Origin of the sequence: Marinomonas spartinae (assembly GCF_900089775.1) — a bacterium.
Lineage (GTDB): Bacteria > Pseudomonadota > Gammaproteobacteria > Pseudomonadales > Marinomonadaceae > Marinomonas > Marinomonas spartinae.
Window position 1 is genome coordinate 37,716 of record NZ_FLOB01000010.1, and the last position, 26,629, is coordinate 64,344.

General features: G+C 43.0%; 18 protein-coding genes. 12 read left to right on the forward strand and 6 right to left on the reverse strand.

Annotated features, from left to right (window positions below; translation table 11 throughout):
- Nucleotides 1-28 precede the first annotated feature (28 nt).
- Nucleotides 29-1,090 carry an FUSC family protein gene (locus MSP8886_RS16965; protein WP_083201004.1) on the reverse strand — a complete coding sequence of 354 codons (1,062 nt, stop codon included), beginning with the start codon at nucleotides 1,088-1,090 and terminating at the stop codon, nucleotides 29-31.
- Nucleotides 1,091-1,264: 174 nt separating this feature from the next.
- The gene (gene yegD / locus MSP8886_RS16970; RefSeq protein WP_067018638.1) at nucleotides 1,265-2,629 is read right to left on the reverse strand and encodes a molecular chaperone; all 1,365 of its coding nucleotides are present in this window, start codon (nucleotides 2,627-2,629) and stop codon (nucleotides 1,265-1,267) included.
- A 482-nt stretch (nucleotides 2,630-3,111) separates the two neighbouring features.
- Here yegD and MSP8886_RS16975 point away from each other — a divergent pair, with 482 nt between their 5' ends.
- A complete protein-coding gene (locus MSP8886_RS16975) occupies nucleotides 3,112-5,028 on the forward strand; it encodes a methyl-accepting chemotaxis protein (RefSeq protein WP_067018640.1) in 1,917 nt (638 codons plus the stop codon).
- Nucleotides 5,029-5,113: 85 nt separating this feature from the next.
- Here MSP8886_RS16975 and MSP8886_RS16980 read toward each other — a convergent pair whose 3' ends face one another.
- Nucleotides 5,114-5,692 carry an NnrU family protein gene (locus MSP8886_RS16980; RefSeq protein WP_067018642.1) on the reverse strand — a complete coding sequence of 193 codons (579 nt, stop codon included), beginning with the start codon at nucleotides 5,690-5,692 and terminating at the stop codon, nucleotides 5,114-5,116.
- A 246-nt stretch (nucleotides 5,693-5,938) separates the two neighbouring features.
- Nucleotides 5,939-7,258, reverse strand: a complete 1,320-nt coding sequence (locus MSP8886_RS16985; RefSeq protein WP_067018644.1) for a Na+/H+ antiporter family protein — start codon at nucleotides 7,256-7,258, stop codon at nucleotides 5,939-5,941.
- A gap of 576 nt (nucleotides 7,259-7,834) precedes the next feature.
- Between MSP8886_RS16985 and MSP8886_RS16990 the strand changes: the two genes are divergently transcribed.
- From MSP8886_RS16990 to MSP8886_RS17020, 7 genes are all read left to right on the forward strand, one after another.
- Nucleotides 7,835-9,205 carry a sensor domain-containing diguanylate cyclase gene (locus MSP8886_RS16990; RefSeq protein WP_175365319.1) on the forward strand — a complete coding sequence of 457 codons (1,371 nt, stop codon included), beginning with the start codon at nucleotides 7,835-7,837 and terminating at the stop codon, nucleotides 9,203-9,205.
- Nucleotides 9,206-9,358: 153 nt separating this feature from the next.
- Entirely contained in the window at nucleotides 9,359-12,355 is a 2,997-nt protein-coding gene (locus MSP8886_RS16995) for a LodA/GoxA family CTQ-dependent oxidase (RefSeq protein ID WP_067018648.1), read from the forward strand.
- A 12-nt stretch (nucleotides 12,356-12,367) separates the two neighbouring features.
- A complete protein-coding gene (locus MSP8886_RS17000) occupies nucleotides 12,368-13,477 on the forward strand; it encodes a tryptophan 7-halogenase (RefSeq protein ID WP_067018650.1) in 1,110 nt (369 codons plus the stop codon).
- 256 nt (nucleotides 13,478-13,733) lie between these two features.
- Entirely contained in the window at nucleotides 13,734-14,831 is a 1,098-nt protein-coding gene (gene nspC / locus MSP8886_RS17005) for a carboxynorspermidine decarboxylase (RefSeq protein WP_067018652.1), read from the forward strand.
- 59 nt (nucleotides 14,832-14,890) lie between these two features.
- Entirely contained in the window at nucleotides 14,891-16,129 is a 1,239-nt protein-coding gene (locus MSP8886_RS17010) for a saccharopine dehydrogenase family protein (RefSeq protein ID WP_067018654.1), read from the forward strand.
- 441 nt (nucleotides 16,130-16,570) lie between these two features.
- Nucleotides 16,571-17,311, forward strand: coding sequence for a phosphatase PAP2 family protein (locus MSP8886_RS17015; RefSeq protein ID WP_175365320.1), 741 nt, complete (start codon nucleotides 16,571-16,573; stop codon nucleotides 17,309-17,311).
- A 262-nt stretch (nucleotides 17,312-17,573) separates the two neighbouring features.
- A complete protein-coding gene (locus tag MSP8886_RS17020) occupies nucleotides 17,574-18,851 on the forward strand; it encodes a hypothetical protein (protein WP_067018656.1) in 1,278 nt (425 codons plus the stop codon).
- 146 nt (nucleotides 18,852-18,997) lie between these two features.
- Here the strand turns inward: MSP8886_RS17020 and MSP8886_RS17025 are convergent, their stop codons facing one another.
- Nucleotides 18,998-19,378, reverse strand: a complete 381-nt coding sequence (locus tag MSP8886_RS17025) for a VOC family protein (protein WP_067018658.1) — start codon at nucleotides 19,376-19,378, stop codon at nucleotides 18,998-19,000.
- Nucleotides 19,379-19,661: 283 nt separating this feature from the next.
- Here MSP8886_RS17025 and MSP8886_RS17030 point away from each other — a divergent pair, with 283 nt between their 5' ends.
- The 4 genes from MSP8886_RS17030 (at nucleotide 19,662) to MSP8886_RS17045 (ending at nucleotide 25,377) form a co-directional block, all read left to right on the forward strand.
- Nucleotides 19,662-20,930, forward strand: coding sequence for a response regulator (locus MSP8886_RS17030; RefSeq protein ID WP_067018660.1), 1,269 nt, complete (start codon nucleotides 19,662-19,664; stop codon nucleotides 20,928-20,930).
- An 85-nt stretch (nucleotides 20,931-21,015) separates the two neighbouring features.
- A complete protein-coding gene (locus tag MSP8886_RS17035; RefSeq protein WP_083201006.1) occupies nucleotides 21,016-22,284 on the forward strand; it encodes a tetratricopeptide repeat protein in 1,269 nt (422 codons plus the stop codon).
- A gap of 118 nt (nucleotides 22,285-22,402) precedes the next feature.
- Nucleotides 22,403-23,371, forward strand: coding sequence for a serine/threonine protein kinase (locus MSP8886_RS17040; RefSeq protein ID WP_067018664.1), 969 nt, complete (start codon nucleotides 22,403-22,405; stop codon nucleotides 23,369-23,371).
- Nucleotides 23,368-25,377 (forward strand): RecQ family ATP-dependent DNA helicase, encoded by a 2,010-nt coding sequence (locus MSP8886_RS17045; RefSeq protein WP_067018666.1) that lies wholly within the window; start codon nucleotides 23,368-23,370, stop codon nucleotides 25,375-25,377. Before MSP8886_RS17040 ends, MSP8886_RS17045 begins: the two co-directional genes overlap by 4 nt.
- 43 nt (nucleotides 25,378-25,420) lie before the next feature.
- On the opposite strand, the gene MSP8886_RS17050 is transcribed toward MSP8886_RS17045, so the two are convergent.
- Entirely contained in the window at nucleotides 25,421-26,545 is a 1,125-nt protein-coding gene (locus MSP8886_RS17050) for a glycosyltransferase family 4 protein (RefSeq protein WP_067018668.1), read from the reverse strand.
- Nucleotides 26,546-26,629: the final 84 nt, after the last annotated feature.

Consider the following 26,629-nt stretch of genomic DNA (forward strand, 5'->3'; position numbering starts at 1 on the left):
CCTTTCGGTTATGCTTTATTATAATGCGTTATCTCGTCCCTGATAACGATGTGCGCTCATTCATGCGCGCTTCGATTTTTTTCAATAAAGACGTTCGATGGAAAATAGCTCCACCCACACAACCAATAGCACTTCCGATACAAATATCAATTAAGCGATATTCGACTAATAAGCTAGCGGGTATATTATGATTGGTTACTTCCGCCATAATCACCGTCAACGGCGTAATAAAAATCACGGCGAACCCGTAATGCTTTACGATTAAAAACTCGGTAATAAATTGAAATACAAAAACACATACCGCCAATACCCAAAAATTCGGTTCAACGATAAAGACACACCACACAACCCCCATACCAATAGTCGTGCCTGCAATACGATGAATATTACGATGCCAAACCATGCGAAACGTTGCCCCTTGTAATATAGCAGCACAAGAGATAGGCACCCAGTAAGGATTATTTAACGACAAAGACACTGCAAATGCGTAGGAACCACCAATCAATAAGGCCATCAAAGCGGCTTCTAAAATAATGGCATTCACGCGCGAATCGATTTCTACTTGAGTGACAGATAATCGATTCGCACCAATGGTCAGACTGTAAAAAAATGCCAACATACATGACAACATGCCCCCCAACGCTACCATACCAATATGGGTAGGCAAACGGTGTAAATCGAATGGTAGCGTAATCGCCACACAACTAATTAACACAAAAAAGAAACTACCGGGGGGAGGAAGTCGATAGTAGCGGGTAATCAATACTGCTAAAAAGACCAAGCAAGCCAAAGCCATCGAAGCAGCATAAGGATTAAAACTGGCAATAGAACCCAACGTAAAACAGACCATAAAACCAAACGAGCATAATGTAATGGTCAACATACGGTGCGCCGTTCTGGTAGGCGGCATATATAAAATCACCATGGCCCCCATACTGGCTAAGATAGCTGTAGCAAAATCATTACTTGCAGCACCTACAAAAGCGGGAATGCCCACACATAAAGCCGCGACCAAAGGCAAATGCCACGGTCGACTTCCTTCATTCCACCTCAACAAATCTTTAAAATGCAAAAGGACACGTTTTTTCAAAAGTGATGGCCTCTATATTCCAATATAAAAATCATTGAAAAGTCATAACCGACTAAAACATAGTAAGTAGTTATTTGAGCTTTTCTTTATACTAACACGTTTTCCTTACCTTGATTTATCGAGGGTCGGAACAATTTATTAGTGCCAATAACCGCCTAAAAAGTGTGTAGATATTTATTTAAAGATACGCTGAGCCCACACTGTCAATCCCGCAGCAACACTGCCAAAGTGATCACCATCTAAAACTGGAACGTCCCCAATTCGGTCCTGAATGGCCCTTCGGATAACAGGAGATTTTGCGGACCCGCCCGTCATATAAATAACATCTGGTTTATCACCAGCTTGTTGAACCGCTTCACTCATTAAAGACAGCATTTTTTCAAGAGGAGGTTGAATAGATACAGAAAATTGCTCACGTGTCATCAGCGTGTTTAAACCTGCTTCTATATAATCCAGTTGCACCCTGTGCTCTAACGCATCTGATAATACAATTTTGGCCTCTTCAGCGTTCCTCACAAGATGGTAATTATGTTTTTCTTCACGTAGATGTATAAATCGATCAATTAATGTGGGCTCTGTTGCATCCAGACGCAGCTGCTCCATTTGCAACTTAGTCTCCAAACTACTAAATGTAGCCAATGCAGACACATCATTTGTCGTCACTGCGTTCCAATACAATTGAGTCGGCATGGGCAACCCGGTTTTCAGAGTCGACTCCATCCCAAATAAGGGCATCAAATGCTTTCCTGCGACACGGATATCTAAATCATTTCCACCGACTCGCTCCCCTGTATGAGCAAGAAAATCAGCTGATCGGTCAGATTTTTTAACGTAATCAGGGCCCATTCGAACCATGGCACAGTCGGTTGTTCCACCGCCAATATCAACCACCAAAACCGTTTTATTTTCCGTTATACTTGCTTCAAAATCTAATCCAGCTGCAATCGGCTCATACAGAAACTCAATTTCTTTAAAGCCAGCACGCTTTCCTGCTGTCGTAAGAATATCCAAAGCCTGACGATTACTCGCATCTGCGTCAACTCCTTGAAAATTTACCGGACGCCCAATGACCGTATGGGTCAGTTCTTTTCCCAAATTTTGCTCTGAGCGACGCTTAATATTCTGCATCATTGCTGTTACAACATCTTCAAAAAAGCAAATATGCTGTTCACGAAGCCCTGTTCCGCCCAAAAAAGATTTAGGAGACTTAACAAAATACCCTTCATCTGGCCACTGAAAATATTCAGAAAAGGCGGCACGCCCAAAAAACAAAGTTTGCTCATCGTCGTCTAAATCTTCTTCACGACGGACACGCTGAGCCCGAGTCAAAATATTACGACGTAATGTAACAAAGTCTTGACGCTCCTGTTCAGCACCAATATGACGCGCAACAAACTCTGTAATCAGATCCCGATCCAATGCATACAGCGTCGAGGGTAAAAAAGTGTTGGTGCCTTCAAGCGGCACTAATTGCACGCTCGCCTCGTGCTCGATACCAATGGCACAATTCGATGTACCGTAATCAAATCCGCAAATCATGACTCAGCTACTCACCTAGAAATCAACGATAACAAACAAATAAAAAGGGGGCGGAAGATAACATATAACGCTAAAAGCCGTCAGCTAATAAAACGAAAACGTCAATTTCAGATAAAACAGGGTAAAAACTTTAAACATGTGTTCAATTTTGTTTACAATGCGGGCTCAGCACTATATCCAAAATAAGACATTAAGGTCTATGATTCACTCGGTATAGGCTTGCACAGCAACCACATATGAGAAACAGACACTTAAACAACAAAAAAGCATTATTTAAGAGCGACTGTCATAATTAAATTTTAGGATTAAGAAGAGCTACACCGCAACTATCGGTTCTTAGTAACTTCTTTTGAAGCCCCATCAAGCCAAATAGGTGTTCCTAAAATAGTAGTGCTTTCCTCTCTTAAGCATCTGCACACTTTTTTGGACGCTCATAAGTACTTATTTGAGTCACTCTCACTTAGTTTATTACTGGAGTCATCATGAAGCTTTCTCTTCAGACTAAAATTGCATTACAGTCAATTATAGTCGCCATCGTCGTTACCCTTGGTGTTGGGCTACTCTCCTATTACGAATTTCAGTCATCGAGCCAGACAAAAGTTCGTAAAGAGGCCACACTGCAAGCCGACGCCATTTCCACTTATATAGATAGTTGGTCTACAGATAGAGCCAACGCTCTAAAAGCCATGCGCAACAAAGTAGAATCCCTATTAAAAGCCCATCCACAGGCTGCAAGAGACAATAAAGCTATTTTAAACATTCTGCAGCAGGCTCAAACCAGCTTGAATTTTGGTATGACTTTTTTAGGATTAGAAGACGGAGAAATGTTTCGTCATGACCCGTCTTTAAACAGCGCTAGCTATGACCCACGCGTTCGCGCCTGGTATAAGGATGCAAAAAGAAAACAAACAGCTTTTGTTACTGCGCCCTATATATCAGCATCTACCAAAAAACTGTCTATGACATTTGTCGAGCCTGTCATTGTTGATGGCGAATTTAAAGGTGCTCTTGGTGGCCTTGTGTTCCTAAATGATGTTATGGACAGCATACTCGCCCTAGATGTTCAGGGGAACGGTTACAGCACGCTATTTGATGCAAAAGGAAAAATCATTGCCTCCCCTGATCAATCCTTGATTTTGAAGAATGCAACCGATATATCGCCCGCCTTGGATAGCCATTTCTTTAACAGTATCAACCAAGGACCTCAGTTTAAAACGTTCTCTCTCAATGGGAAGCCAATGCTCATGTACGCCAGTAAAATCAAAGGAAGTCCTTGGGTTTTAGGTATGATCATGCATAAAAACGTATTGGATGCTCCCATTAAAAGTCTCGGCTATAAAACGATCATTATTTCGTTAATTATCATTTTGATTGCTGCTCTCGTCGTGACACAAGTGACTCGTTTATTATTGAAAGATTTACGTCGGGTTTCCGATAGTATGGAACAAATAGCAAATGGAGATGGGGACTTAACACAGCGCCTAACAGCCAGCTCTAAAGATGAGATTGCGGTACTCGTTGATAATTTTAACCAGTTCGTCGAACTGTTGCATGGCACTATCTCACACTTAAAAAACATTGGACAACAACTCGCACTACAAGCTAATCAAGCCCATGACTCCTCTGCTAATAGTGCCCTTAAACTTGAAGAGCAACAACACAACATTTCAATGGTCGCAACCGCCGTTCATCAAATGGCTCAAGCGACACAAGAAATAGCCAATAATGCTACCAATACAGCAAATAACGCGGATGAAACAGTCGCAGCCAGCCGACTAGGACAAGATCAAGTCACCAAGAGCCAAGACAGCATCCTAGCACTCGCCGCAGATATCCAAGAAGTGGCTGAGGTCATTAACAACGTCAGTGACAATGCCAATGGTATCAGCACGATTCTAACCACTATCTCAGGCATTGCAGAGCAGACCAACTTGTTGGCATTAAATGCCGCCATTGAAGCGGCCAGAGCTGGAGAACAAGGTCGAGGGTTTGCCGTCGTCGCCGATGAAGTACGCGAACTCTCTCAGCGCACTTACAGTTCTATTGAAGAAATTCAAAAAATGATCGAATCACTGCAAAGCACCACGAAAAATGCTGTCAGCAAGATTCAGAAAAGCCATGAGCAGGCCGAAGGCAGTGTCAATGATGTGAGTGAGGCCAAACAAAGTTTAGATAGCATTCAGAAATCCATCACTTTGATTAATGACCGCGCGGCTCAAATCGCCACCGCCACGGAAGAGCAAACAAGTGTTACGTCTGAAATCAACCAAAACACGAATGATATTCAACAAGGTTCGGTTGAATTAGTCGAACTATCAACTCAAAGCTCCACGCGTGCCGAACAGCTCAAAGCGTTGGCGGACGACCTCACGAAAAACATTAATCGATTCCGTACATAAACATTCACATAAAAACATACCATTAAAAAAAATCCCCATAGGCCAAGTGCCAATGGGGATTTTTTTATTATCCTTACCGTCACCATTAAACCAATGGAGCGACACCAAACAGCAATTTATGAAAATAAAACACCATACCGAACCAAGTAATCATAGTGATGGTAAATGCTGCTAAGTCCATATGGATCCCGATATAATCATGCTTTATTCCTTCAGCTCTATCACGACGTCGAAGTACTGCATAAGCCACGATAGACCACACTAAAAAGCTACCAAAGATAATGATATCTTCTAATTTACCATTACTGATTAAATGGGCGAATGCCCACAATTTCACCGCCAGTAGAAAGGGACGTCCCGTCATGGCTTTCAATTTTGTACCAGGTATCAAAGCACACGCAGCGAAATAAAAAGAAAACAGCATGAGCAATGAAGAGACCTGACGAATCCAAGCAGGTGGCAGCCAAATCCATGTCGGATCCAAGCGTACTTGTGTGAATCCCATCCAAATGAACGCAACAGAAATTAACGCCCCCATACCAAACCGCATTTGCCAGCGCATCTTGCCATGGCGCAACATGCCCTCTTCCCGCCACTTAGGTGCCATGATTTGTACTGAATGCAACACAAAAAACATGACCAGACCAATCACTAAAATCAACATAGAACACTATTCCTAACTGATAAACAAAAATCCACACCAAGCTTTATTAAAAAGGGGCAAACAGCAAGCTTTTATCCCTCTAATTACCTACACAAATGTAGGTAATTAGAATAATGCAAGAACCATCTCCGAGACAAAAAAAACGTGTTTGAACCTTCTTTAAAGGAAATAAATATATTACAAAACGAGCACAAGAGTACCTTGTTTTCATTTATTTAAAAGCTCTTTTCTCACGCCAAATAGCGATTACAATACCAAAGTAGCAACCCACCCCATCACTAAAAGCGGTAAGTTATAATGCAAAAAGGTTGGGATCACACTGTCTCGAATATGGTCATGCTGGCCGTCTGCATTTAACCCCGATGTCGGGCCTAGTGTTGAGTCTGAAGCTGGTGAACCTGCATCCCCAAGCGCCGCAGCTGTTCCCACCAAAGCAACAATAGCTAAATGACTAAACCCTAAATGCAACGCCAAAGGCACATAAATAGTCGCTATAATTGGGATGGTACTAAACGATGAGCCAATCCCCATGGTGATAATCAATCCCACCAATAACATACTAGCAGACGCAATGGCTTGATCACTCCCCAACCATCCACTCAGCACATTGACCAGAGAGTTCACCTCACCCGTTGCTCGAATCACAGCAGCAAACCCTGCCGCACTGATCATGATAAAACCGATCATTGCCATCAACTCAACACCACCAGACAATACCGACTGAGACTGTTTCCAACGAATCTGCCCACTAATAAAATAGACAGCCAATCCACTAAGGGCGCCGAAAATCATCGATCCAGTGTACAGCTGGGTCACTAATGCCATTAAGATAGCGATAATCGAAACAAAAATTGCCGAACAACTTGGCTGTGTCAGTATTCGAACGTCTACCTCTTCCATTTGAGAATAGTCACGCGGTTTACGATAGCTTATAAAAACTGCAATCAACAATCCCATCACCATACCTGTCGCAGGGAGCCACATCGCAGGCGCAATCGTAGCAGGGTCCACCTCCAAGCCATTTGCTGCTAAATTACTTGCCAACAACTGGTGTAAGAACACACCACCAAAACCAACGGGTAGCACCATATAAGGTGTCACCAAACCAAATGTTAATACACAAGCAATTAGCCGACGATCTAACTTTAAATAGGTCATCACATGCAGTAAAGGCGGCACTAAAATCGGAATAAAGGCAATATGGACGGGAATCAAATTCTGACTACATACCGCCATCACCAATAAAACGGAACATACGAGAGTCTTCATCAGGGCCATATGTTGTGGTGAAGGGGAACGACCCAATAAACTGATAATCTTATTTGCTAGCCAATCAGTTATACCTGAAGCAGAAATGGCGACGGCAAAAGCCCCGAGCATCACATAGCTTAGAGCAATAACAGCACCGTCTCCCAATCCTTGTTCAAACACGTGAGTAATTTTCAGTAAACTCATTCCTCCAACTAACCCAGCCACAATTGCACTGACACAAAGAGAAATGACCACATTTAAACGCGCCACACTTAATATCAACATTAAGGCCACACCAACAACAACCGCATTCATTTATATCTATTCCTAATAACGTATTCACTATAATCAGTGAGATTTTCCAATGGAGGATTCTGCGCAAAAAAAACCGCCAGCGAAGATGTGACAAGAAAAGAGAGGAGGGATTAATGAAAAGTAAGATCCTTTAAAACCATTTTTACAGCCATATCAACTAACGTAAACATTTTACCACCACCTCTATAGAGGTGAACGCAGCCGCATTGTAGAGAAGACAAGACAGATCTCAAGTATAAATAGCAACTCTCTACCTTATTCAAAGAAAATAATGCCGTTGAAGGATAAATAGTCGCTCTAGAGCGTTCTCAACCACTACTACTTTAGGGTACATTAAGTAACAGAACCTAGACAGAACATGTCTAATAGAAGCGTCTGTATGAAAAACATGCTCTTGATTAATAGCGATCTATTTAAAACGAATAGTATCCTATTAGGGCTTAGAATAATTTATATGTGGTGGCTTTTTGCTCAATGGTAATAAAGACAGGCAACTTAAATAAGCTTGTAGACAGAGAGGTAACAAGCCTAGGAAATGACGTACTCGCCGCTATTTTATGTAGCACAGAGGACCTCATGACAGGCACAGGCTGGCTAGAAGGCATCAATAAGCTGCTAGCTGAACTTGGCAAAGCCACCCTAGTAAGCCGCGTATGGGTTTTTCAAACCCTAGAAGTTCAACACGATTACATCCTTCAAGACTATGCCTTTGAATGGTATGCACACACAAAATACAAGCAAATTGGTTTACCTCATTTCAACCGTTTTAAATCTCCTATTGTCGAACCAGAATACATCGCATTAATTGAAAGCCGAAAACGAGGCGAGTATCAAAGCGTCATGACCCGCACCCTCCCCGATGACTGGCTAAAAAACCATTTAGTCAGTCAAGGGGTCAAGTCTATGCTCACCATTCCTATCATCATAGAGAACCAGTGGTGGGGCACTATCGGTCTCGATGACTGTGAAAGAGAATATAAGTGGACAGCTAACGATATCACACTACTGCGAACAGCCAGCTATTTTATTTCCAGTGCAATTGTTCGAGATCATTATCGAGCAAAGCAACATCAACTCGATATACTAAAAGAAAATATTGCCTGCAGTAGTTGGGAATTAGACTGGCGGCGAGGGCATCTATGGTGCACTTCAGAAGTACTTACTCCAAACGAAAAACAAGTTACTCGCCAACTATTTTCCCTTCGCCAATGGCTAAGACGCATATACCCACAGCATAGAAAACCATTTCTTAAAACCACGCTCCAATTTCTTAAATCGGATACATCGACCTTACGTTGTGACCTAAAGATTCTACGCCTAGATGGTCAATACTGCTGGGTTGAAGTTTCCAGCAATATTGTCAAAAGCAGCGCCCATATAGACAATGTGATTGCGGGCATTTGTTGGGACATTACCGACCGAAAAAACGATGAAGAACGACTTCAACATGAAGCCACTACCGATCCTCTAACGGGGCTGATGAACCGGCGTAAGTTCGAGATACTGATGAAAAACCATTTTATGGAATGGACCCAACAGTCACAGCCTTTTTCCTTTGCTATTCTCGATATTGACTTTTTCAAAAGTATCAATGATCGTTACGGACATGCTGCGGGGGATTATGTACTAAAGCAGTTTGCCCACATCATTCGTCAACTCATTCGGCCTTGCGACCACTTAGCCCGTATTGGCGGGGAAGAGTTCGCTATTCTTCTACCTGACACTCCCTCAAACGATGCAACCACCCGATTAAAGAAAATATGCCGGCATATTTTTACGCACCCAATTACTCACCAAAATGACCTTATTCACTACTCCGTTTCTATTGGTGTTGCTGTCATAGAATCCCCAAAAACAACTGCCGATGAAGCATTTAAAACCGCCGATCGAGCCTTATACCAAGCCAAACAAACAGGACGAAACAGGGTCATAGCGGTTTTATTATAAACAAGCCATGTCATTTTCCACGCAAGATTTATAAAAGTTGTTCTTCCTTGATAAACCCTCATCTTGTACTAAAGTAAAATTCCAAGCTCTTATTATTGCGACGTGGATAGGCTTGAAAAGAGCACGAAAATGGAAGCATAAGAAGGGATTAGAATGGATAAAATCATAACAGACGACAAAGACTGTCAAATCAACTGTGCGAATCCTACCGAATCATTAGTGAATATGTTCGTTGAGATGATTCAGAAAGGACGCATAGAAAAAGGACAGTGTCCTGCTCTACGACCCGTTTTTTTAAAGCCCCATGGCGTCGCAAAAGGACGTTTCATTGTTAATAAAGATCTTCCTGAAGAGCTGAAAATAGGATTATTTGCAGGAACCGAGTACCCACTTTGGGCACGTTTTTCTTCAGACACCTTACCAAGTATCAGTGACTACAAAACCACCTGCGGTCTTGCTTTAAAACTGTTTAATACACCGACACCTAAAATATTCGGTTTGCCGGATGAAACTACATTCGACATTATCATGCAAAACTACCCTGTATTTTTTGTCGATACCGCTACCGATATGTGTGAATTTACCCGAGCAGGTGTCGTTGAAGGCGACTATGGACCCTATCTAAAAGCACACCCTAAAACAGCTAACATACTAGACCAAATGGCAACACCTGTTGGCTCAGTTCTAGCCTCACCCTACTGGGGGATTTTGCCCTTTTCTTTAGGCGAAAAACAGTACGTAAAATACATGCTAAAACCAACAATCAAAGCAAAGGAACCGACCCAGCCACCAACCAATCCAACCTATTTAGCACAAGAAATGGCTGATCGACTCGGTAAAGAAGACATACGCTTTGAATTTTGCCTACAATTACGAACCAATCCAGACACCATGCCCCTTGATGAAGCAACCGTTGAATGGTCAGAAGACGAAAGTCCTTTTATTCCTGTTGCTGAGATCCTATTTCCTATGCAGGATATTAACGCTCGTGGACAAGCGGAATATGGTGAAAACCTGAGCATGAATATTTGGCGAGTCACGAAAGATCATCAACCTCAAGGCTCAATTGCCCAGGTCAGACGTGATGTCTACGCAGCCTCAGCACAACAGCGCCGAAACATAAATGGGGTGCCTGACGGTGAGCCAGTCTCCGCTAAACCGAAAGATCAAACACCACTAGGGAAAGACGACGTGATTGTTCGAGCCGCAATCCATCCAGGCATTGGAGTGGCTCGTGTTGGCAATGCGGAAACCGAATACTATATTGGTCCAGAAGTCCCCCACCCTGAAGCAGCACCAAAAGACTTTTACCGCACACCTCAAGGCACACTAAAACGCCAAGCTGCCCGTTTTCGAATCTACGGTTATAATGCGGCTGGGGAAGTCGTTCGTGAACTCACCAGTCAAAATGCGGATATTTCTTGGCGCGTTCAAGTGGCGAATACCAAAGCCAACTGGTTCTACTTTATTACCGCAATGGACATACCTGAGAGCAAAGACCTAATCGTTAAGCGACGCAACCCAGACGTAAAGGGAACATCCCGAGAAGAACTTATTATCGCACCTGAACCCATCAATATTTCAGGAGACTGCCAATCGGGAGCAGAGTATTGCTTTGACAAAGGCAAGTTTAAAGGCGAAAACGTCTATTTAGGTGAATTACAAACCGATGATAAAGGTCGACTATTGTTCCTAGGAGGACATGGTATTTCTCAATCACCCTCTGGTTTGCCACCTTATGATGCCAGCAATGGTGATTCCTTTAACAATGCTACGGACTGGTTTGACGATATGTCGGATGGTCCAGTCAACGCAAATGTTTGCATTAATGGCCGGTCTATTCCAGTGGAAGGCTCATGGGTTATCACTGCTCCACCAAACTTTGCTCCCGATATTATTGGCTGGCGTACCATGTATGATTTAATGACTGACGTGTATGTCAATAATGGCTGGCTTCCTGTCCCAGAAACCACCTCATTTACTCACGATGTCTTACCACAATTGCAGCGCCTATCTAACTTACAGTGGGTAAACAAAGGCTTCTCCGCCATGTTCGGCGCTGGTGGGCAAATGAACTTTGATGATCCAAGCTTTATTTCCAAGCTCGCTCTAAAACCAATAGGAGTAGGAATACACAGACAAGATCCCTATGGTGAACTGCGCCAAATTATGCTCAATAGCTTCCGGCCCTATCAAACGCAGTCTAATTGCCCGCAATTATGGCCGTGGCTATATGGCGATGATTTTGGCGGAGACCTTTTACAAGCATCTCCTAATACTATGTTGGCGCTACCCTCTTTACAGCAACTCCATCTACAACGCTGGGCTGCTGGCGAATTCGAAGAAGACTGGGATCCAAATTACCAACCTCCCCGTGACCTTGAACATGTTCCCTTGGATCAACAACCCGCCATGCTAGATAAAGCGGCGATGCATTATTGTTTAGCAGATGCTTTTCATCCCGGCTGTGAGATGACCTGGCCAATGCGCCATGCCACTCTATATGCCGCTCCTTTTCGTATTCGTCAAAGCTCGGTAGCAGAACGCCCCAATCAGTGGGGAGACAAACTGTCTCAGTCTAAAGCGCTAGCAATTAATGGTCCACTGCATGCCCAGGTGGCTGGTGGAATTACTCGCTGGATGGGGTTACCTTGGCAGGGCGACACAGCGTATTGTCGAGCTGGCTATAATCATGAGTACGATCTTTATCAACCCAGTTTTTGGCCTGCTCGTGTTCCCAACACCATTCTTACGGAAGACGATTATAAAACCGTGATGAATGAAAGCCTTTCTAGAAAAGATCGCATTATCGCCTTTAACAAGCGGCGTAGTTGGAATCGCTTTATTGATCGGCCAGAAGCAGACGGTGCTACACCCAATATTGCTCAAGTCATGAATCGCATGATCGCTGAATTTGCGGAACAAGGCATCATTGAAGCGCGCCCTGGCATTAAAGATGATCCTGATTTCCCAACCGTTATCTATGTAGAGAACAACGGTTACATGGAACAAGCAAAAGCCATGCTCAAAGCGACACTGACCCCTGAGCCAGGCTCTCGTGAAGCCAAATTACAAGAGGCAGGATGGGCTAGTGAAGAGCAACATCAAGATGCGCTACGTCTGCGCCAACGCAAACCCACCTCGCGTTAAGGAGGTTTATTTATGACAGTAGGCTCGTGCCAAGTATTTGATGTTGCTGTATTGGGAGGAGGTCCTGCAGGGCTGGTCTCTGCCCTATTAATGCGGCGTAATGGTTACAAGGTTGCAGTATTGAGCAGACCAAGCAACACCGGAGAGAAGGTTGGTGAGTCCATGCCTGCGGCCACCAACTTACTGTTAAAAAAGCTCGGACTCCCCCTGCTTGATACCCACACGCATGACCTTATCACAGGAACCCAATGTTATTGGGCAGGCCATTTGACTCAGCAAGATGGACTGACTTTTTTACACGGCTGCGATTGGCGGCTAAACCGTAACGCATTTGAGAAAATGCTCGCCGAACAAGCCCGCGAATCGGGCGTTCAATTTGTTGAGCAAACACTTCTTCATTTATACAAAGAAAAGACTAACTGGCTCTTAATCACAGACAAAGAGCAATCATTTCAGGCGGATTTTATTATCGATGCCAGCGGCCGAAGCACGATGATGTCTCGCTTACTCTCTATTAAAAAAGAAAAAGGGGCACCACTCGTTGCTCTCTGGAGCAGTGCTGTATTGGATGATGCTACCTATAAAACCCTTTCCCAACAAACCTTTATAGAAAGCCAAGCGGATGGTTGGTGGTATGCTGCGCGCCTCCCCCAAAAACGTCTAATAGCTATTTTTCATACCAGTGCCGAATATGCAGCCACCCTTCATAAACACCCCCATTTGTGGCAAACAAAGCTAGCCAATACACAACTCATTTCCAAGCACATACCGATTGACCCAGTTATCCATGCAGAGCGACATATTAATAATGCACGAGATACTAGGCTCAAAGCCTACTATGGCACAGGTTGGGCTGCATGCGGTGATGCCGCTCTAAGCTTTGACCCATTATCTTCACAAGGTATATACAATGCACTGGCCTCGGCTGCCATGTTGTATAAAGCCTTACTCAGCAACAATAGAGATAGCGCCCTAATAGCGTATCAGCAACAGCTTAATCAAGTAGCCAACATATACCAGCAAAAGCGCCAACAGTATTATCAACAGGCTTATCACGAGTTTCAAACGGAGTTTTGGAAAAAGCAGCTAAAGGAAAACATAAGGAAAACCGTTGCGAATTAGCCAGATACAATAAGAGGGTCAAAAAATAGGTTTTTATGACTCTCAAATAAAAGCAATCGCTCTAAAGCCCGTTACAAAAGGTACGATTAAAACACTTCCCATCAGATTGAATACGACCTCATGCCCAGCATAAAAGCAAAAGAGAGAGGGAAATAACTAAGATTGTAAAATTGACGCCAAAAAAGACCTATTGTACGGTGGAAAAGCGTCCCATATTTGCACTAAAATACGCCCTTTTGCAGACAGGCAAGCAGCGATGATCAAGACACCTTATTACCTGATTGATAAAGCCAAACTTCTAAACAACTTAGAAAAGATTGCTTACGTGCGAAAACAATCTGGTGCCAAGTCATTACTGGCGCTGAAATGTTTTGCCACATGGTCTGTCTTTGACTTGATGCAAGAATACATGGATGGCACGACCTCCTCTTCTTTATACGAAGTAAAACTCGGCAAAGAGAAGTTTCAAGGTGAAACACACGCCTACAGTGTCGCTTACGCCGATGATGAAATAGCAGAAGTGCTCGACAACAGTGACAAAATCATTTTCAACTCCATTGGTCAATTCTCTCGGTTTAAAGAAGTAAGTAAGGGGAAGACTCGCGGATTGAGAGTGAATCCACAAGTCAGCACATCAGAATTTATCATTGCAGATCCCGCACGCCCTTTTAGCCGTCTTGGCGAATGGGACCCTGAAAAAATTGCTACTATCATCGACGATATATCAGGGTTTATGTTCCATAACAACTGTGAAAACAGCGACTTTGCGCGTTTCGACGAAATGCTCACACTGATTGAAGAGCGCTTTGGCCACTTAATCGACAAAATGCAATGGATCAGCCTAGGTGGTGGCATTCATTTTACAGGTGAGGGCTACCCATTAGAGCAATTTTGTCAACGGCTCAAAACCTTTTCTGAAAAATATGGGGTTCAAGTCTATCTTGAACCTGGCGAAGCAGCGATTACTAACAGCACATCGCTCGAAGTGACAGTATTAGACACTTTGTTTAACGGCAAACATCTTGCTGTAGTTGATAGTTCCATCGAAGCGCATATGCTTGATCTGCTAATTTATCGTGAAAATGCAAAAATGTCTCCCTGTGAAGGTGACTATGAGTACATGATTTGTGGTAAATCTTGCCTAGCTGGCGACATTTTTGGCGAATTCAAATTTAACAAAGCGCTAGAAGTGGGAGACCGTTTGTCTTTTCAGGATGCCGCAGGTTATACCATGGTGAAAAAGAACTGGTTCAACGGTGTAAAAATGCCGTCTATTGCCGTACGCCAATTGGATGGCAGCATTGAGGTCGTTAAGGAGTTTGATTACAACGACTTTATGCAAAATTTATCTTAATGCCCGTTTATGATAACGGTAAAAACACTGCGACACTAAACCTTAAAGAGATTGTTATTATGAAAAAAAATGTCTTAATTATCGGTGGCGGAGGCGTGGCTCGTGTAGTAGCCCATAAATGCGCCCAACACAATGACACACTGGGCAATATCGCAATTGCTTCACGTAGCGTTTCGAAATGCGACGATATTGTAGCCAGTGTCCTAGACAAAGGCAGTATGAAAGTTGAGGGTCGTATTCAAGCATTCGCCCTAGACGCTCTGGATGTGCCAGCCACAGTAAAACTCATTAAAGAAACTGGGTCACAAATCGTTATTAACGTGGGGTCAGCCTTCATCAATATGTCTGTACTCGAAGCCTGTATGGAAACAGGAGCAGCCTACCTAGACACAGCGATCCACGAAGATCCAACAAAAATTTGTGAAACCCCACCTTGGTACGCCAACTACGAATGGCAACGTCGCGATGCCTGCAAAGAAAAAGGTATTACTGCCATTCTTGGTGTAGGCTTTGATCCAGGCGTAGTGAATGCTTACGCCGCGCTTGCCTATAACGACTACTTTGATTCCGTAAGTGATATCGACATCATCGATATCAACGCGGGCAGCCATGGTAAGTATTTTGCCACGAACTTTGATCCTGAGATTAACTTCCGAGAATTCACTGGGCGTGTCTATTCTTGGCAGAATAATGCTTGGCAAGAAAACAAAATGTTCGAAATCAGCCGTACAGACGATTTACCGGTTGTTGGTCAACAGACGGCTTACATGACAGGCCACGACGAGCTCCACTCTCTTTCTCAAAACCTAGATGTACCAAACGTACGCTTTTGGATGGGCTTTGGCGAGCATTACATCAATGTATTTACTGTCTTGAAAAGCCTCGGGTTATTATCAGAGCAACCAGTCAAAACAGCAGAAGGTTTGGAAGTCGTTCCCCTGAAAGTGGTGAAGGCCGTTTTACCAGATCCCTCCTCTCTTGCTCCTGATTACACAGGCAAAACCTGTATCGGCGATATTGTCAAAGGCATAAAAGATGGACAGGAGAAAGAGGTCTTTATCTACAACGTAGCGGACCATAAAGACGCCTATAACGAAGTCGGTAGCCAAGGGATTTCTTATACCGCAGGCGTACCACCGGTGGCCGCCGCCATTCTTGTTGCCAATGGAACATGGGATGCAAAAGAAATGCGTAACGTTGAGCAGCTTGATCCTAAGCCTTTCCTAGGTTTGTTGAACACCATGGGACTACCGACTCGTATTAAAGATGAAAACGGCGACCGCCCTTTCACTCTTTAACCCAATCTATCCTCTGATTAGCAAACAGATAAAATAGAAAATCTACATCCTAAACGATTTTCTAGACAAACAAGATAGCAATGAACACTCTACCTTGCTGCTTTGTTAATGAACTAAAACCACTTTAGTGAAAAACTAAGGTGGTTTTTTTATACCATCTTCACAAAAGAAATCCCTTCCCTCCTTCTAAGTAATACTCTCAGAATACAAAAAAAACATATCGACTTACAAAAACACACAATGCCCACCAAAAAAACACCAAAAGCGCATAAAAAGTTCATGAAATTTTCATCTATTCAGATATATGCTTAGTAATAATTTCAAATATTCCTATTTTTTATGGAGATAGTCGGTTTGATCCACATACCTGAACTTTTTCGCTGCCATTTGCTCTCAAATACAGAGCCAAGTAAGCCTAGTACAATTCCCCTAGGCTTCATTTTGACGTTAAGTGGTTTATTGTTTGCTTTTGCTTTAGGACTCTGGCTGATGGGGGGCTATCATTCCAGTTTTACGACAATCAATTCATTAGGTAGTATCTTTCCCGACTCTTTATGGTCTTCCATCACGCTACTAGGCGATACTCAGGTCGCTATTGCTCTTCTGCTTTTTGTGGTTTATGTTCATCCTAAATTGCTTTCAGCCACCATTATTGCCATCATCCCAACCACCTTGATCACCCATAGTATGAAGGCTTTTTTTTCCATGGAGAGACCAGGGAGCGCTTTACCAGAAGGGAGCTTTCACCTTATTGGCAAACTACTACATAGCAACAGCTTTCCTTCAGGACATTCTGCAACAGCGGGCGTTATTGCAACCTTCTTTCTAGTGATCGCAAAAAACACACAACAACGTCTTGCCATTGTCTGTGTATTACTGCTCATTATGTTTAGTCGAGTAATGGTAGGGGCTCACTGGCCAATTGATGTTCTAGTCGGAGGCGCAATTGGTTTACTGTGTGGGCTGACTTGTTACAAATTAGCAAAGCACTATCACTTTTGTAAATCAGCACTGTCCCAGTGGATTGCGATGATTATCCCTCTATATTGTGTTTTCACCTTACCTTTTCACAATGGCGGCTACCCTCAAGGGCATTTTGAAGTAACTCTGATTATCGCCATAGCTTTACTCTTCTATTTAAATCAACTTCGTAATCAATGGCTTATCAATAAAAGATACTGACACTTATAGTAACATTAATATTACCTAATACTATCAACGCTGACAGCCTCCTGCAGCGTTCACCTATTTGTAGCGTAACGAGACTAAGAGGTAAAAACGATATATGAATAAAAGGAGCCTGAAAATATTGTTATATTTAAAGCAACTTAACGCAATTTTTATGCTTTAATTTATATATTAAATGTGGTTATGACAATATCGTCAGATGATCACTTTTCATAGATCGGATTTTATTCAAATAGGCTTTTCTAACGGAGTACACATGAGACACGAGCTCAAAATTGCCGCCCTCGTCACAACACTCACTCTTATTTTAGCAGGCTGTGCTTCTAGCCCTGATTCAACAGCTAGCCTAGCAACAGATGCTGCTAAATCAAAAACGGCCTCTGACATTAACGCAGTAAAAAATGATCTTGATCAAGCGAATTCCGCTTTAGAGTCCACCAAAAGTGATGAACTTGATTGGTTTGCAACAGAACCAATGAAAGAGGCAAGAAAAGCACTTGCAGAGGCGAAAGAATACTATGGGGAGTTTGCCTTAGACCCATCCAAAGCAAACAGTAGCAGTGGTTTTTTCAGTTCAAAAACCAACCTTGAGGCAGCTCAATCCGCTATCACTCAGTTCAACGTCTACTTAACAAAAGCCCAAAGCATCCGCAGCAGTGCTATGACCACTCTCGAAAGCGCATTCGACTACCAAGCACAACTGACAAAAATTGGAGCAGATAAATACTACCCTAATACGGTTAAACAGCTGGATAACGAATTAAAAAAACTGGTTGATGACATTGCTGACGACAAAGTCAATGCCGCCATTAGCGCCCAGCCCGACTTACTTGTGAAACAGCGGGCACTAGAGGTGAAAACCATCACTAAAATCTACTTAGCCGATGCAAAACAGCAACTTAATCAGTTAAAACAAGAACAAATCGGTGATTATGCGCCAAAAACCTTAGCGCAAGCGGCAGCATCCGTCACTGCAGCAGAGGCCTTTATTAACGCTGAGCCGCGAGCCATTAGTAAAATCAAAGAAAAAGCGGCAGAAGCCATCTTTGCCATCAATCATGCAAAACAGGTCGCTATCGCGGTCAAACAATTGAAGGCTTTACCAAGTAGCGCCTACGAAAACTACATTGTGAATATCGAAGATATGCTCTTAACTATTTCAAATAAACTGGGAGCAGACGACAAACGCGATGAGCCGATTAGTCAACAAGGTAAGGCGATTGCGGCTTTTATTGATAAGAACATGAAAAATGAACAAGCGTTAGAACAACAAAAAAACGCACTACATGACCAAGTAAAACAACAAAAAGATCAGATTGAAGAGCTGGCGGCGCAAATCGAGTCGTTAAACACCAAGCTGTTAAACAAAACCGACTATGCAAATTCACTAGAAAAAAGACTGTCCGAACTGTTTGTGAAAATAGAGCCTGACAAGGCGACGCCGTTCTCACCGCAAACAGTTACGACATCAGTTAAGCAAAAAAATAACACACCTAAGATAGAAACAGCGACATCTAAAAGTAGTAGTAATTAACCCCCTACTCAGTAAAAAGGTCTGGCATAGACCTTTTTACTGAAAAATCACGGATCTCCCTAGTCTTACAGAGTATTTTTTGCATGTAGGTAAAAACAGGCTCTAGTTCTAACAAGAAAGTCTAGGAGGGCCTCTGAATTAACCCTTTACAGCATGCTGTGTAATGCACATATTTTATTACCTGCGGGGTCACGTAAATACGCAATATAATACTTCCTATCTTCAAAATCACGCACCCCTGGCGGGTCCTCACAAGGAACACCGCCATGAGCCAATCCAACTTCATACCAAGCATCAACCAACTTAGTAGATTTAGCTAAAAAGCCAATAGTCATACCATTACCATGAGCAGCAGGTTGACCATTTATCGGTATTGTTAATGCAAAAACATTGTTATCCGCAAAGTAAAAGCATTGGCCTTCAGGATTGATTGACCCAGGAGGGTGTCCTAATTCTTGAAGAACGGCGTCGTAGAATGTTTTTGACTCTTCAATATCATTCGCGCCAATCATCACATGACTAAACATTCATTTTTCCTCTTTATAAATTGGAAATATCACTAAACACACGTTATTGACGTGTTATTCAGTTCTTAGTACAGAGAAAGTAGCATGCATAAGAGCATTAAGAGAAACGCATTATCACCTATTTCAGTGAATCAAAAGTGACTTTGCGCAGAAATTGACGTAACAGATGCTCGTTTGATATAACGAATGTGTAAAAATATGTTATAAACGGAGTTAGCACAATAACTGATCATTCGACCCCATTATTGATAATAGGCGAAGAATACTAACCTCAGAGAGTCATATGTCAGACATCACTCAGGTTGACTTTACAGCAACCAACACTATAACAGACACGCCTAAAAACAGCATTACAGACAAACGTGTTCTTATTATCGAAGACATTGCAGAAATGCGCTTAATGCTTAAATCTTTAATGACCTCTCTGGGTTATGAAAAAATTGATGTTGAGCCATCAGGACAAGGTGGACTAAAGCGCATATTAAATTTTAAATACGATATCGTTTTGTCGGATTACAATCTAGGCGGCAATATTGATGGCCAACACATTCTTGAAACAACGCGTAAAAACTATTCCTTGGACCATTCCGCTATTTTTATGATGATTACCGCTGATACAACTTACGAAAGTGTTGTCAGCGCTGTAGAATATGAACCGGATAGCTACTTAGTCAAACCCTTCCCTCCAACGTCCTTTCATCGTCGTTTTAACAAAATTATTGGCCAGAAAAAAATCTTTTCTATCGTCGATCAAGCAAGAAAAAAAGATGACTACGAATCCATGGAAAAGCACGCTCAAGAGATCCTCAAAGCATACCCACAATATGCCAGCATGTGCCTGAAAGTGATAGGTGAATCTCTTTATAAACGCAAGCAGTACAAGTCAGCTAAACAACACTATGCCATGATAGTAGATGGTAATAGCACACTGGCTTGGGCCTATTACGGGATGGCACAATGCGATGTTCAATTAGAAGAATTCCCTTCTGCCATTAATCATCTTGAGAAAACAGTAGCCCTAAGCAAGCACTTTCTCTCAGCTTACGACCTACTTGCTGATGTTCATACTCAGATGGGAAACCTAGAAAAGGCTCAATCTGCGATACTTAGAGCCTTAGAAAACTCACCAAGATCTGTTGAGCGCTCTCAAAGGCTAGGACGTGTTAGCATCGAGATAAAAGACTGGGTCATAGCAGAACAATCGTTCTCCCGAGCCATTCGTCTTGCGAAAGACACAAGCTCAGAAAATGTCGAATTGTATTACGACTATTTAAAGACAATTACAGCCATGCTCGAACAAGGCATAGAGGGTACAAGACTACAGGATAAATTCAGACGTGCATTATCTCGGTTAAGAAGCTTGGGGCAATCTAATCCCAATGTCTTATCCAATTCCTTTCGCCTTGAAATTCAACAGTTGCTCTATCGAAATCACCTTGGAGAAGCCATTCGCTCTTGGCAATTATGGAGCAAACTCATTGAAAAAGGGGAAGCTTCTGCCTTGACCCTTGCCCAAGAGCTAACCTTAAAAAAGCGACTTGGTTTACTCTAAAAAAGCACTTATTGTCATCTAGACAAAAATTGAATACGGGCAAAAAAATAGAATAGAAGCACAATTTTTCTTCTAGACTATAGAAATGTCTAAGCTAACCTCATCCACATCAAGGTTGACCATGGAAGTGATTACGAAATCCGATGCGGCAGCAGAACAGCGCGTTCTTATCATCGAAAGCATCGCTGAGATGCGCTTTTTATTGAAGTCCTTAATGGTATCGTTAGGTTATGAGAAAATAGATTTTGAAATATCTGATCAGTCCGCTATTAAACGCATTCAAGCCATCAAGTATGATATTATTCTCTCTGATTTTAATGCTGACAATAAAATCAATGGTCAGCAGATACTTGAAGCAACGCGTAAACATTACAACCTTGATCATCCCGTGATTTTTATGATGATTACTGCAGATCGTGCCTATGAAAGCGTGGTCAGCATTTTAGAATATCAGCCCGACTGCTATTTAGTGAAGCCTTTTACACCGGCAGCGTTCCATCGCCGTCTTAAACGTGTCGTTAAACAAAGAACCGTCTTTGACCTTGCCCATCAAGCCAGAAAACAAAAGGATTACATTACGCTCGAACGTGTGGCAAAAGCTATTATTAAACACTACCCTCAATATGCCAGCCAGTGTCTTCGAGTGATTGGGGAAAGCATATATCAACGAGGAGAATACCAATCCGCCAGCGCCCACTACGCTAAGGTTTTGCAACGTAATCACGAATTAGCATGGGCCCATTTTGGCATGGCACAATGCCATATTAAGCTCAACCAACTCAAGCAAGCGATTGAAACCCTAGAACAAACGATTGAATTAAACCAGTACTTTTTCTCTGCCTACGATCTATTAGTCGACCTATATTTAGAACTCAATCAACCCAAAGAGGCTCAAGAAATCATTATTAAAGCATTGCTTGTCTCCCCTCGTTCCTATGAGCGCTCTTTACGCTTAGGAAGAATTAGTATCGATTTAGAAGACTGGCTCACAGCAGAACAAGCCCTATCAAAAGCCATCCGCAGTTCAAAAGACAATAATAGTGATACACCAGCACTTTATTACGATTATTTAAAAACCATTACTGAACTAATCGAAAACGACATAGAAGCGCCAAGACTGATCGAAAAATTTCATCGAGCACTGACACGATTACGAAAGATTGGACAGAATAACCCGGAGGTTGTCACTAACTCTTTCCGTCTAGAAGTTCAGAATCTACTAGCAAGAGGGCTGCAAAAAGATGCGGTCAAAGCATGGCATACTTGGGGAAGACGCATCAGTATGGAAGAAGCGGAACCATTAACACCGCATCAAGAAATAACGCTAAAGAAAATGTTGGGCTTACGGTTTTAATCGGACACGGTAAGCTTGCCATTGGAGACGGTCCCCGTTATCGTCCCCTATTGATTTGCGATTTATTGCTGGTATGAACACGGCAGCGAGTCTTTTTTATTTCACCAGAGAGTTAACTATGTCTGCTTCCCACGCTTTTTCCCACCTCGTTCCTGACGTGATTCTCGATGCCGTCGAGTCTACTGGTTTATGGAGCGACTCGCGAATTTATCCATTAAACAGCTACGAAAACCGAGTTTATCAAATCGGGATAGAAGACGGCCCAACAGTGATCGCCAAGTTTTACCGACCAGAACGCTGGAGTGAAGCCCAAATCAAAGAGGAACACCTCACCCTATTAAGGTTACAAGAGGAAAGCGTGCCCGTTGTCGCTCCCATGGTATTTAACGGTGAAAGCCTGTTTAGCCATAACGGCATACACTTTTGCCTGTCCCCAAAACTCATTGGACAACATCCAGAGGCAGACAACCTTGATCAGCTGTATCAACTGGGTGAATTAATTGGCCAAGTCCATCAAAAAATGAACGCCCCTTTTACCAAACGCATCAGTGTGTTGCCTCTTGAACAAATGACTCAGGCGGCTAAGCACATTTTAGCAGAAGACTATCTACCACAAAAACTCAAACCTATTTATCAGGCTCAAATAACCAAGCTGATTGACTTGAGTGCCACTCGCATTCAAGCCTATTGGCCCACTCAACTGAGAGCCATTCATGGGGACAGCCATCGAAGCAACTTGATGTTGCATAACGGTCAATTTCATTTATTGGACTTTGACGATTGTCAAAACGGTGTGGCCGTTCAAGATATCTGGCTACACCTGACACAAACCGAAAACCCAAGGCAGCAACTGAGTGAAATGATTGAAGGATACGAAGCGTATTTGCCTTTTGAAACCCGCGAATTAGACCTGATCGATGTCTTCAAAAGCGCTCGCGTTATCCAGTATGCGGCCTGGTTACAGCAACGTTGGAGCGACCCTGCGTTTATCAAAGCTTTTCCTTGGTTTGCCAGTGAAGAGTATTGGCTCAATCATTTGAGTGAATTGCACAGCTGTGAACAAGAATGGGGGCAGTTTTCTCGATGAAGACCACCACACCGTTAACCCTCACTCCAGACTTTCAAGCGCGCGATTTACAAGGGGCATTACACACCATATTTGGTTTCGAGCATTTTCGTGAAGGCCAAGGCCAAACCATTACTCAGTTGTTATCAGGGCATTCTTCCCTTGCCGTTTTCCCAACGGGTTCAGGAAAGTCTCTTTGCTATCAATTTACCGCCACACAGTTACCCAACCTGACCTTAGTCATTTCGCCGCTAATCGCACTAATGCATGACCAATTAGCTTTTTTACAAAGTAAAGGCATTCCCGCTGCCTGCTTGGATTCCAGCCAATCCAAAGAAGACAGTCAGGAGGTCATGAGACAAGCCCAAAATGGTGCCATTAAAATTCTCATGATCTCGGTCGAGCGTTTTAAGAACGAACGTTTTCGCCGCTTTATCAAGCAAGTGCCAATTTCTATGCTAGTGGTGGATGAAGCACACTGTATTTCTGAGTGGGGACACAATTTTCGCCCTGACTACTTAAAACTCCCGCAATACAAACAAGAGCTAAACATCCCTCTCGTTTTGCTCTTAACCGCCACGGCCACTCGTCGAGTGCAAAGAGACATGGCACAAAAGTTTGATATTTTCCCTGAGCACATTGTGCAAACAGGCTTTTATCGCCACAACTTAGACGTGGATCTTATTCCTGCACAAGGCCATGAAAAACTCAATAAGCTGACGGCGATTTTAGACAACACTCAAGGAGCCAGCATTGTCTATGTGACTCAGCAAAAAACTGCAGATGATATCGCTCAAGCACTAAGATCAAAAGGCTACTCAGCGACCTCCTACCATGCCGGACTCGGCAACGACCTTCGTAGCCAAATTCAAGCAGACTTTATGGCAGGTCACACACGTATCATTGTCGCGACCATCGCTTTCGGCATGGGCATAGACAAAGCGGACATTCGACTCGTCGTACATTATGATTTACCAAAATCCATTGAGAATTACAGTCAGGAAATCGGCCGAGCGGGACGTGATAACCAAGCCAGCCGTTGTGTACTGCTAGCCAGCCTAGAGGGATTGCACACGCTAGAAAACTTCGTTTATGGCGATACACCGGAAAGACAAGGCATTGCCTCCCTGCTCACTACCATTGAAGAACAAGCGGAGACCAATGACGACCAACAAACGCTTTGGGAAACCCAGCTATACGGCTTATCCAACCAAACTAACATTCGCTCACTGCCGTTAAAAACCCTCTTGGTTCAACTCGAAATTCTCGGGGCTATCACTCCTAAATACAGTTATTACGCAGATGTGCGTTTAAAGTGGGAAGGTGATCGCTATGCCTTTGCGGCACAAGTGCCTGACAACATGCGTGCCGCTTACGACGCTCTTCTTAAAGGCATTCAATATAAGAAAATCTGGGGCACACCAAATTTCGATTTAATTTATCAGCAATCAGGGCTTTCTCGCGGCGATGTTCTACAACTATTAGAATACGCTGAGTCTCACCATGTGCTCACACTAGAAAGCAAGCAACTAACCGAGGTCTATCAAGTCAATCTGGAACGGTTTCATCTCGACACCTTACTGAACGCCTTAGATCAATACGTTACAGAAAAACAAACTGCAGAAATCGAACGCATTGCCACCATGATTCGCTTCTTTGAACTCAATCGCTGCTTGAACCATAACCTAGCTCGCTATTTTGGTGATAAAAATGCCCCAGAATATTGTGGACATTGCTCTGTATGCCGTGGAAAAGTGCTTGTCTTCCCCGAACCAATAGAGCAAAAAGAGTCGCTGGAAAAACAGCGTCAACAAATGGCTCACTATGTCACTGAATTCACACAACAGCTGCGAAACAAAAGCTCAGAGACAAGGCTCACATCGGTTCTAATAACACGCTTTTTAACGGGCCTAGCACAACCGATTTTTACGAAGATCAAAGCCCGTCAATTGACAGGCTTCGGCGTTTATGAAGAGAAGGCCTATAAAGACGTTATTACTGCAGTAGAAGCGCTACGAACACAATAACACCCTAACGGAGCCTTATATTGCATACTTGGTGAACAGAGAACTAGACAATATAAGGGCCAAAAACGGCATCAAATTTTTCTTCCAATGCAGATTCATAAACTTCTTTGGCAGAAGTTTGATTCGCTAGGGAGACCCGTTTTCGCAGTGCTTTATCACTGAGTAAAGCATCCATCAAATTGGCAAGCGTTTGGTTGCTTTCACCATCATAGACAAACTCAGCCGACTCAGCTTTCATTAACTCACTCGCCCCCACCCATTTCGTCGTGATCACAGGGGCACCACAAGCCATCGCCTCAGCCACAACACGCCCAAACTCTTCAATTCTGGCTGGCAGTACAAATATATCCAACGCATTAAAGTACCCCTCCACCTTATTGATAATCGGCAGTTGGCGTACTCTGTCTTTATAGGGTGAACGGTCTAGAATCGCTTGATATTCAGGGGACAGTTTATCTTTACCAACAAAGACAAAATGCGTTTTCTCGGCCACCTCTTTTGGCAATAAACTAATGGCCTCAAAGAATCGATCAACACCGCGTTTTTTAAAGTTTCCAGAGGTCACTAAACCCACCAGAAGCTCATCACTTTTCACGCCCAGATCAGCACGAATCGCATTTCGCTCCTCAATGGGTAATAGCCTAAACTGGTTTTCATCAATCGCCGGATAGATCACAGAGATATCGTGCTCTGGTATCGAAAAACGAGACATCAATTCATTTTTGGCCAAATGTGAGTTGGCAACAATATGTTTAAACTGATGATTTTGGAAAATGGGGGTATGCGTTAAATACATCTCATCGTCTTTCGCCAAGGGCTTGCCATGGACTTTCTCGGATGCCAAATGCACACAGTTATGAATAAAATGCACATCTGGCTGTTGTAAGTCCCCTTGACCTATCAACAAATCGACTTTGAGCTTTTTCGCCAACTTCAAAGCTTCATTGCTAAATTGCATTCTGCGTCTAAATTTCTTCTGCCAAAAAAACCGCTTAGACTTATGAGGAATCCCTCCACTGCTTTCAATATCCGCCACATTGGCATTTTCAGAAATAGTATGCACTTCACAGCCTTTAGAGTGAAAATATTTGATTTCCTCATGCACACTACGACAAGCACCAGAATAGGTCTTCTCAAGGTTTTGTTTCGCAATTAAGATAGTTTTCATAGCCGAAGAAGGATCCTTGACGGTCATTTGAGAGGAACAAAATTAAACAACAATGATAGCAATAAGCAGACAAAAAAGCGGTTC

What these genes read in the sequence shown, in the direction of transcription:
- MSP8886_RS17010 (WP_067018654.1), top strand. Translation starts at nt 14,891, where the DNA reads ATGAAAAAAAATGTCTTAATTATCGGTGGCGGAGGCGTGGCTCGTGTA.
- MSP8886_RS17050 (WP_067018668.1), bottom strand. Translation starts at nt 26,545, where the DNA reads ATGAAAACTATCTTAATTGCGAAACAAAACCTTGAGAAGACCTATTCT.
- MSP8886_RS17040 (WP_067018664.1), top strand. Translation starts at nt 22,403, where the DNA reads ATGTCTGCTTCCCACGCTTTTTCCCACCTCGTTCCTGACGTGATTCTC.
- MSP8886_RS16990 (WP_175365319.1), top strand. Translation starts at nt 7,835, where the DNA reads ATGACAGGCACAGGCTGGCTAGAAGGCATCAATAAGCTGCTAGCTGAA.
- MSP8886_RS16980 (WP_067018642.1), bottom strand. Translation starts at nt 5,692, where the DNA reads ATGTTGATTTTAGTGATTGGTCTGGTCATGTTTTTTGTGTTGCATTCA.
- nspC (WP_067018652.1), top strand. Translation starts at nt 13,734, where the DNA reads ATGATCAAGACACCTTATTACCTGATTGATAAAGCCAAACTTCTAAAC.
- MSP8886_RS17045 (WP_067018666.1), top strand. Translation starts at nt 23,368, where the DNA reads ATGAAGACCACCACACCGTTAACCCTCACTCCAGACTTTCAAGCGCGC.
- MSP8886_RS17035 (WP_083201006.1), top strand. Translation starts at nt 21,016, where the DNA reads ATGTCTAAGCTAACCTCATCCACATCAAGGTTGACCATGGAAGTGATT.
- MSP8886_RS16975 (WP_067018640.1), top strand. Translation starts at nt 3,112, where the DNA reads ATGAAGCTTTCTCTTCAGACTAAAATTGCATTACAGTCAATTATAGTC.
- MSP8886_RS16985 (WP_067018644.1), bottom strand. Translation starts at nt 7,258, where the DNA reads ATGAATGCGGTTGTTGTTGGTGTGGCCTTAATGTTGATATTAAGTGTG.
- MSP8886_RS17020 (WP_067018656.1), top strand. Translation starts at nt 17,574, where the DNA reads ATGAGACACGAGCTCAAAATTGCCGCCCTCGTCACAACACTCACTCTT.
- MSP8886_RS17025 (WP_067018658.1), bottom strand. Translation starts at nt 19,378, where the DNA reads ATGTTTAGTCATGTGATGATTGGCGCGAATGATATTGAAGAGTCAAAA.
- MSP8886_RS17030 (WP_067018660.1), top strand. Translation starts at nt 19,662, where the DNA reads ATGTCAGACATCACTCAGGTTGACTTTACAGCAACCAACACTATAACA.
- yegD (WP_067018638.1), bottom strand. Translation starts at nt 2,629, where the DNA reads ATGATTTGCGGATTTGATTACGGTACATCGAATTGTGCCATTGGTATC.
- MSP8886_RS17000 (WP_067018650.1), top strand. Translation starts at nt 12,368, where the DNA reads ATGACAGTAGGCTCGTGCCAAGTATTTGATGTTGCTGTATTGGGAGGA.
- MSP8886_RS16995 (WP_067018648.1), top strand. Translation starts at nt 9,359, where the DNA reads ATGGATAAAATCATAACAGACGACAAAGACTGTCAAATCAACTGTGCG.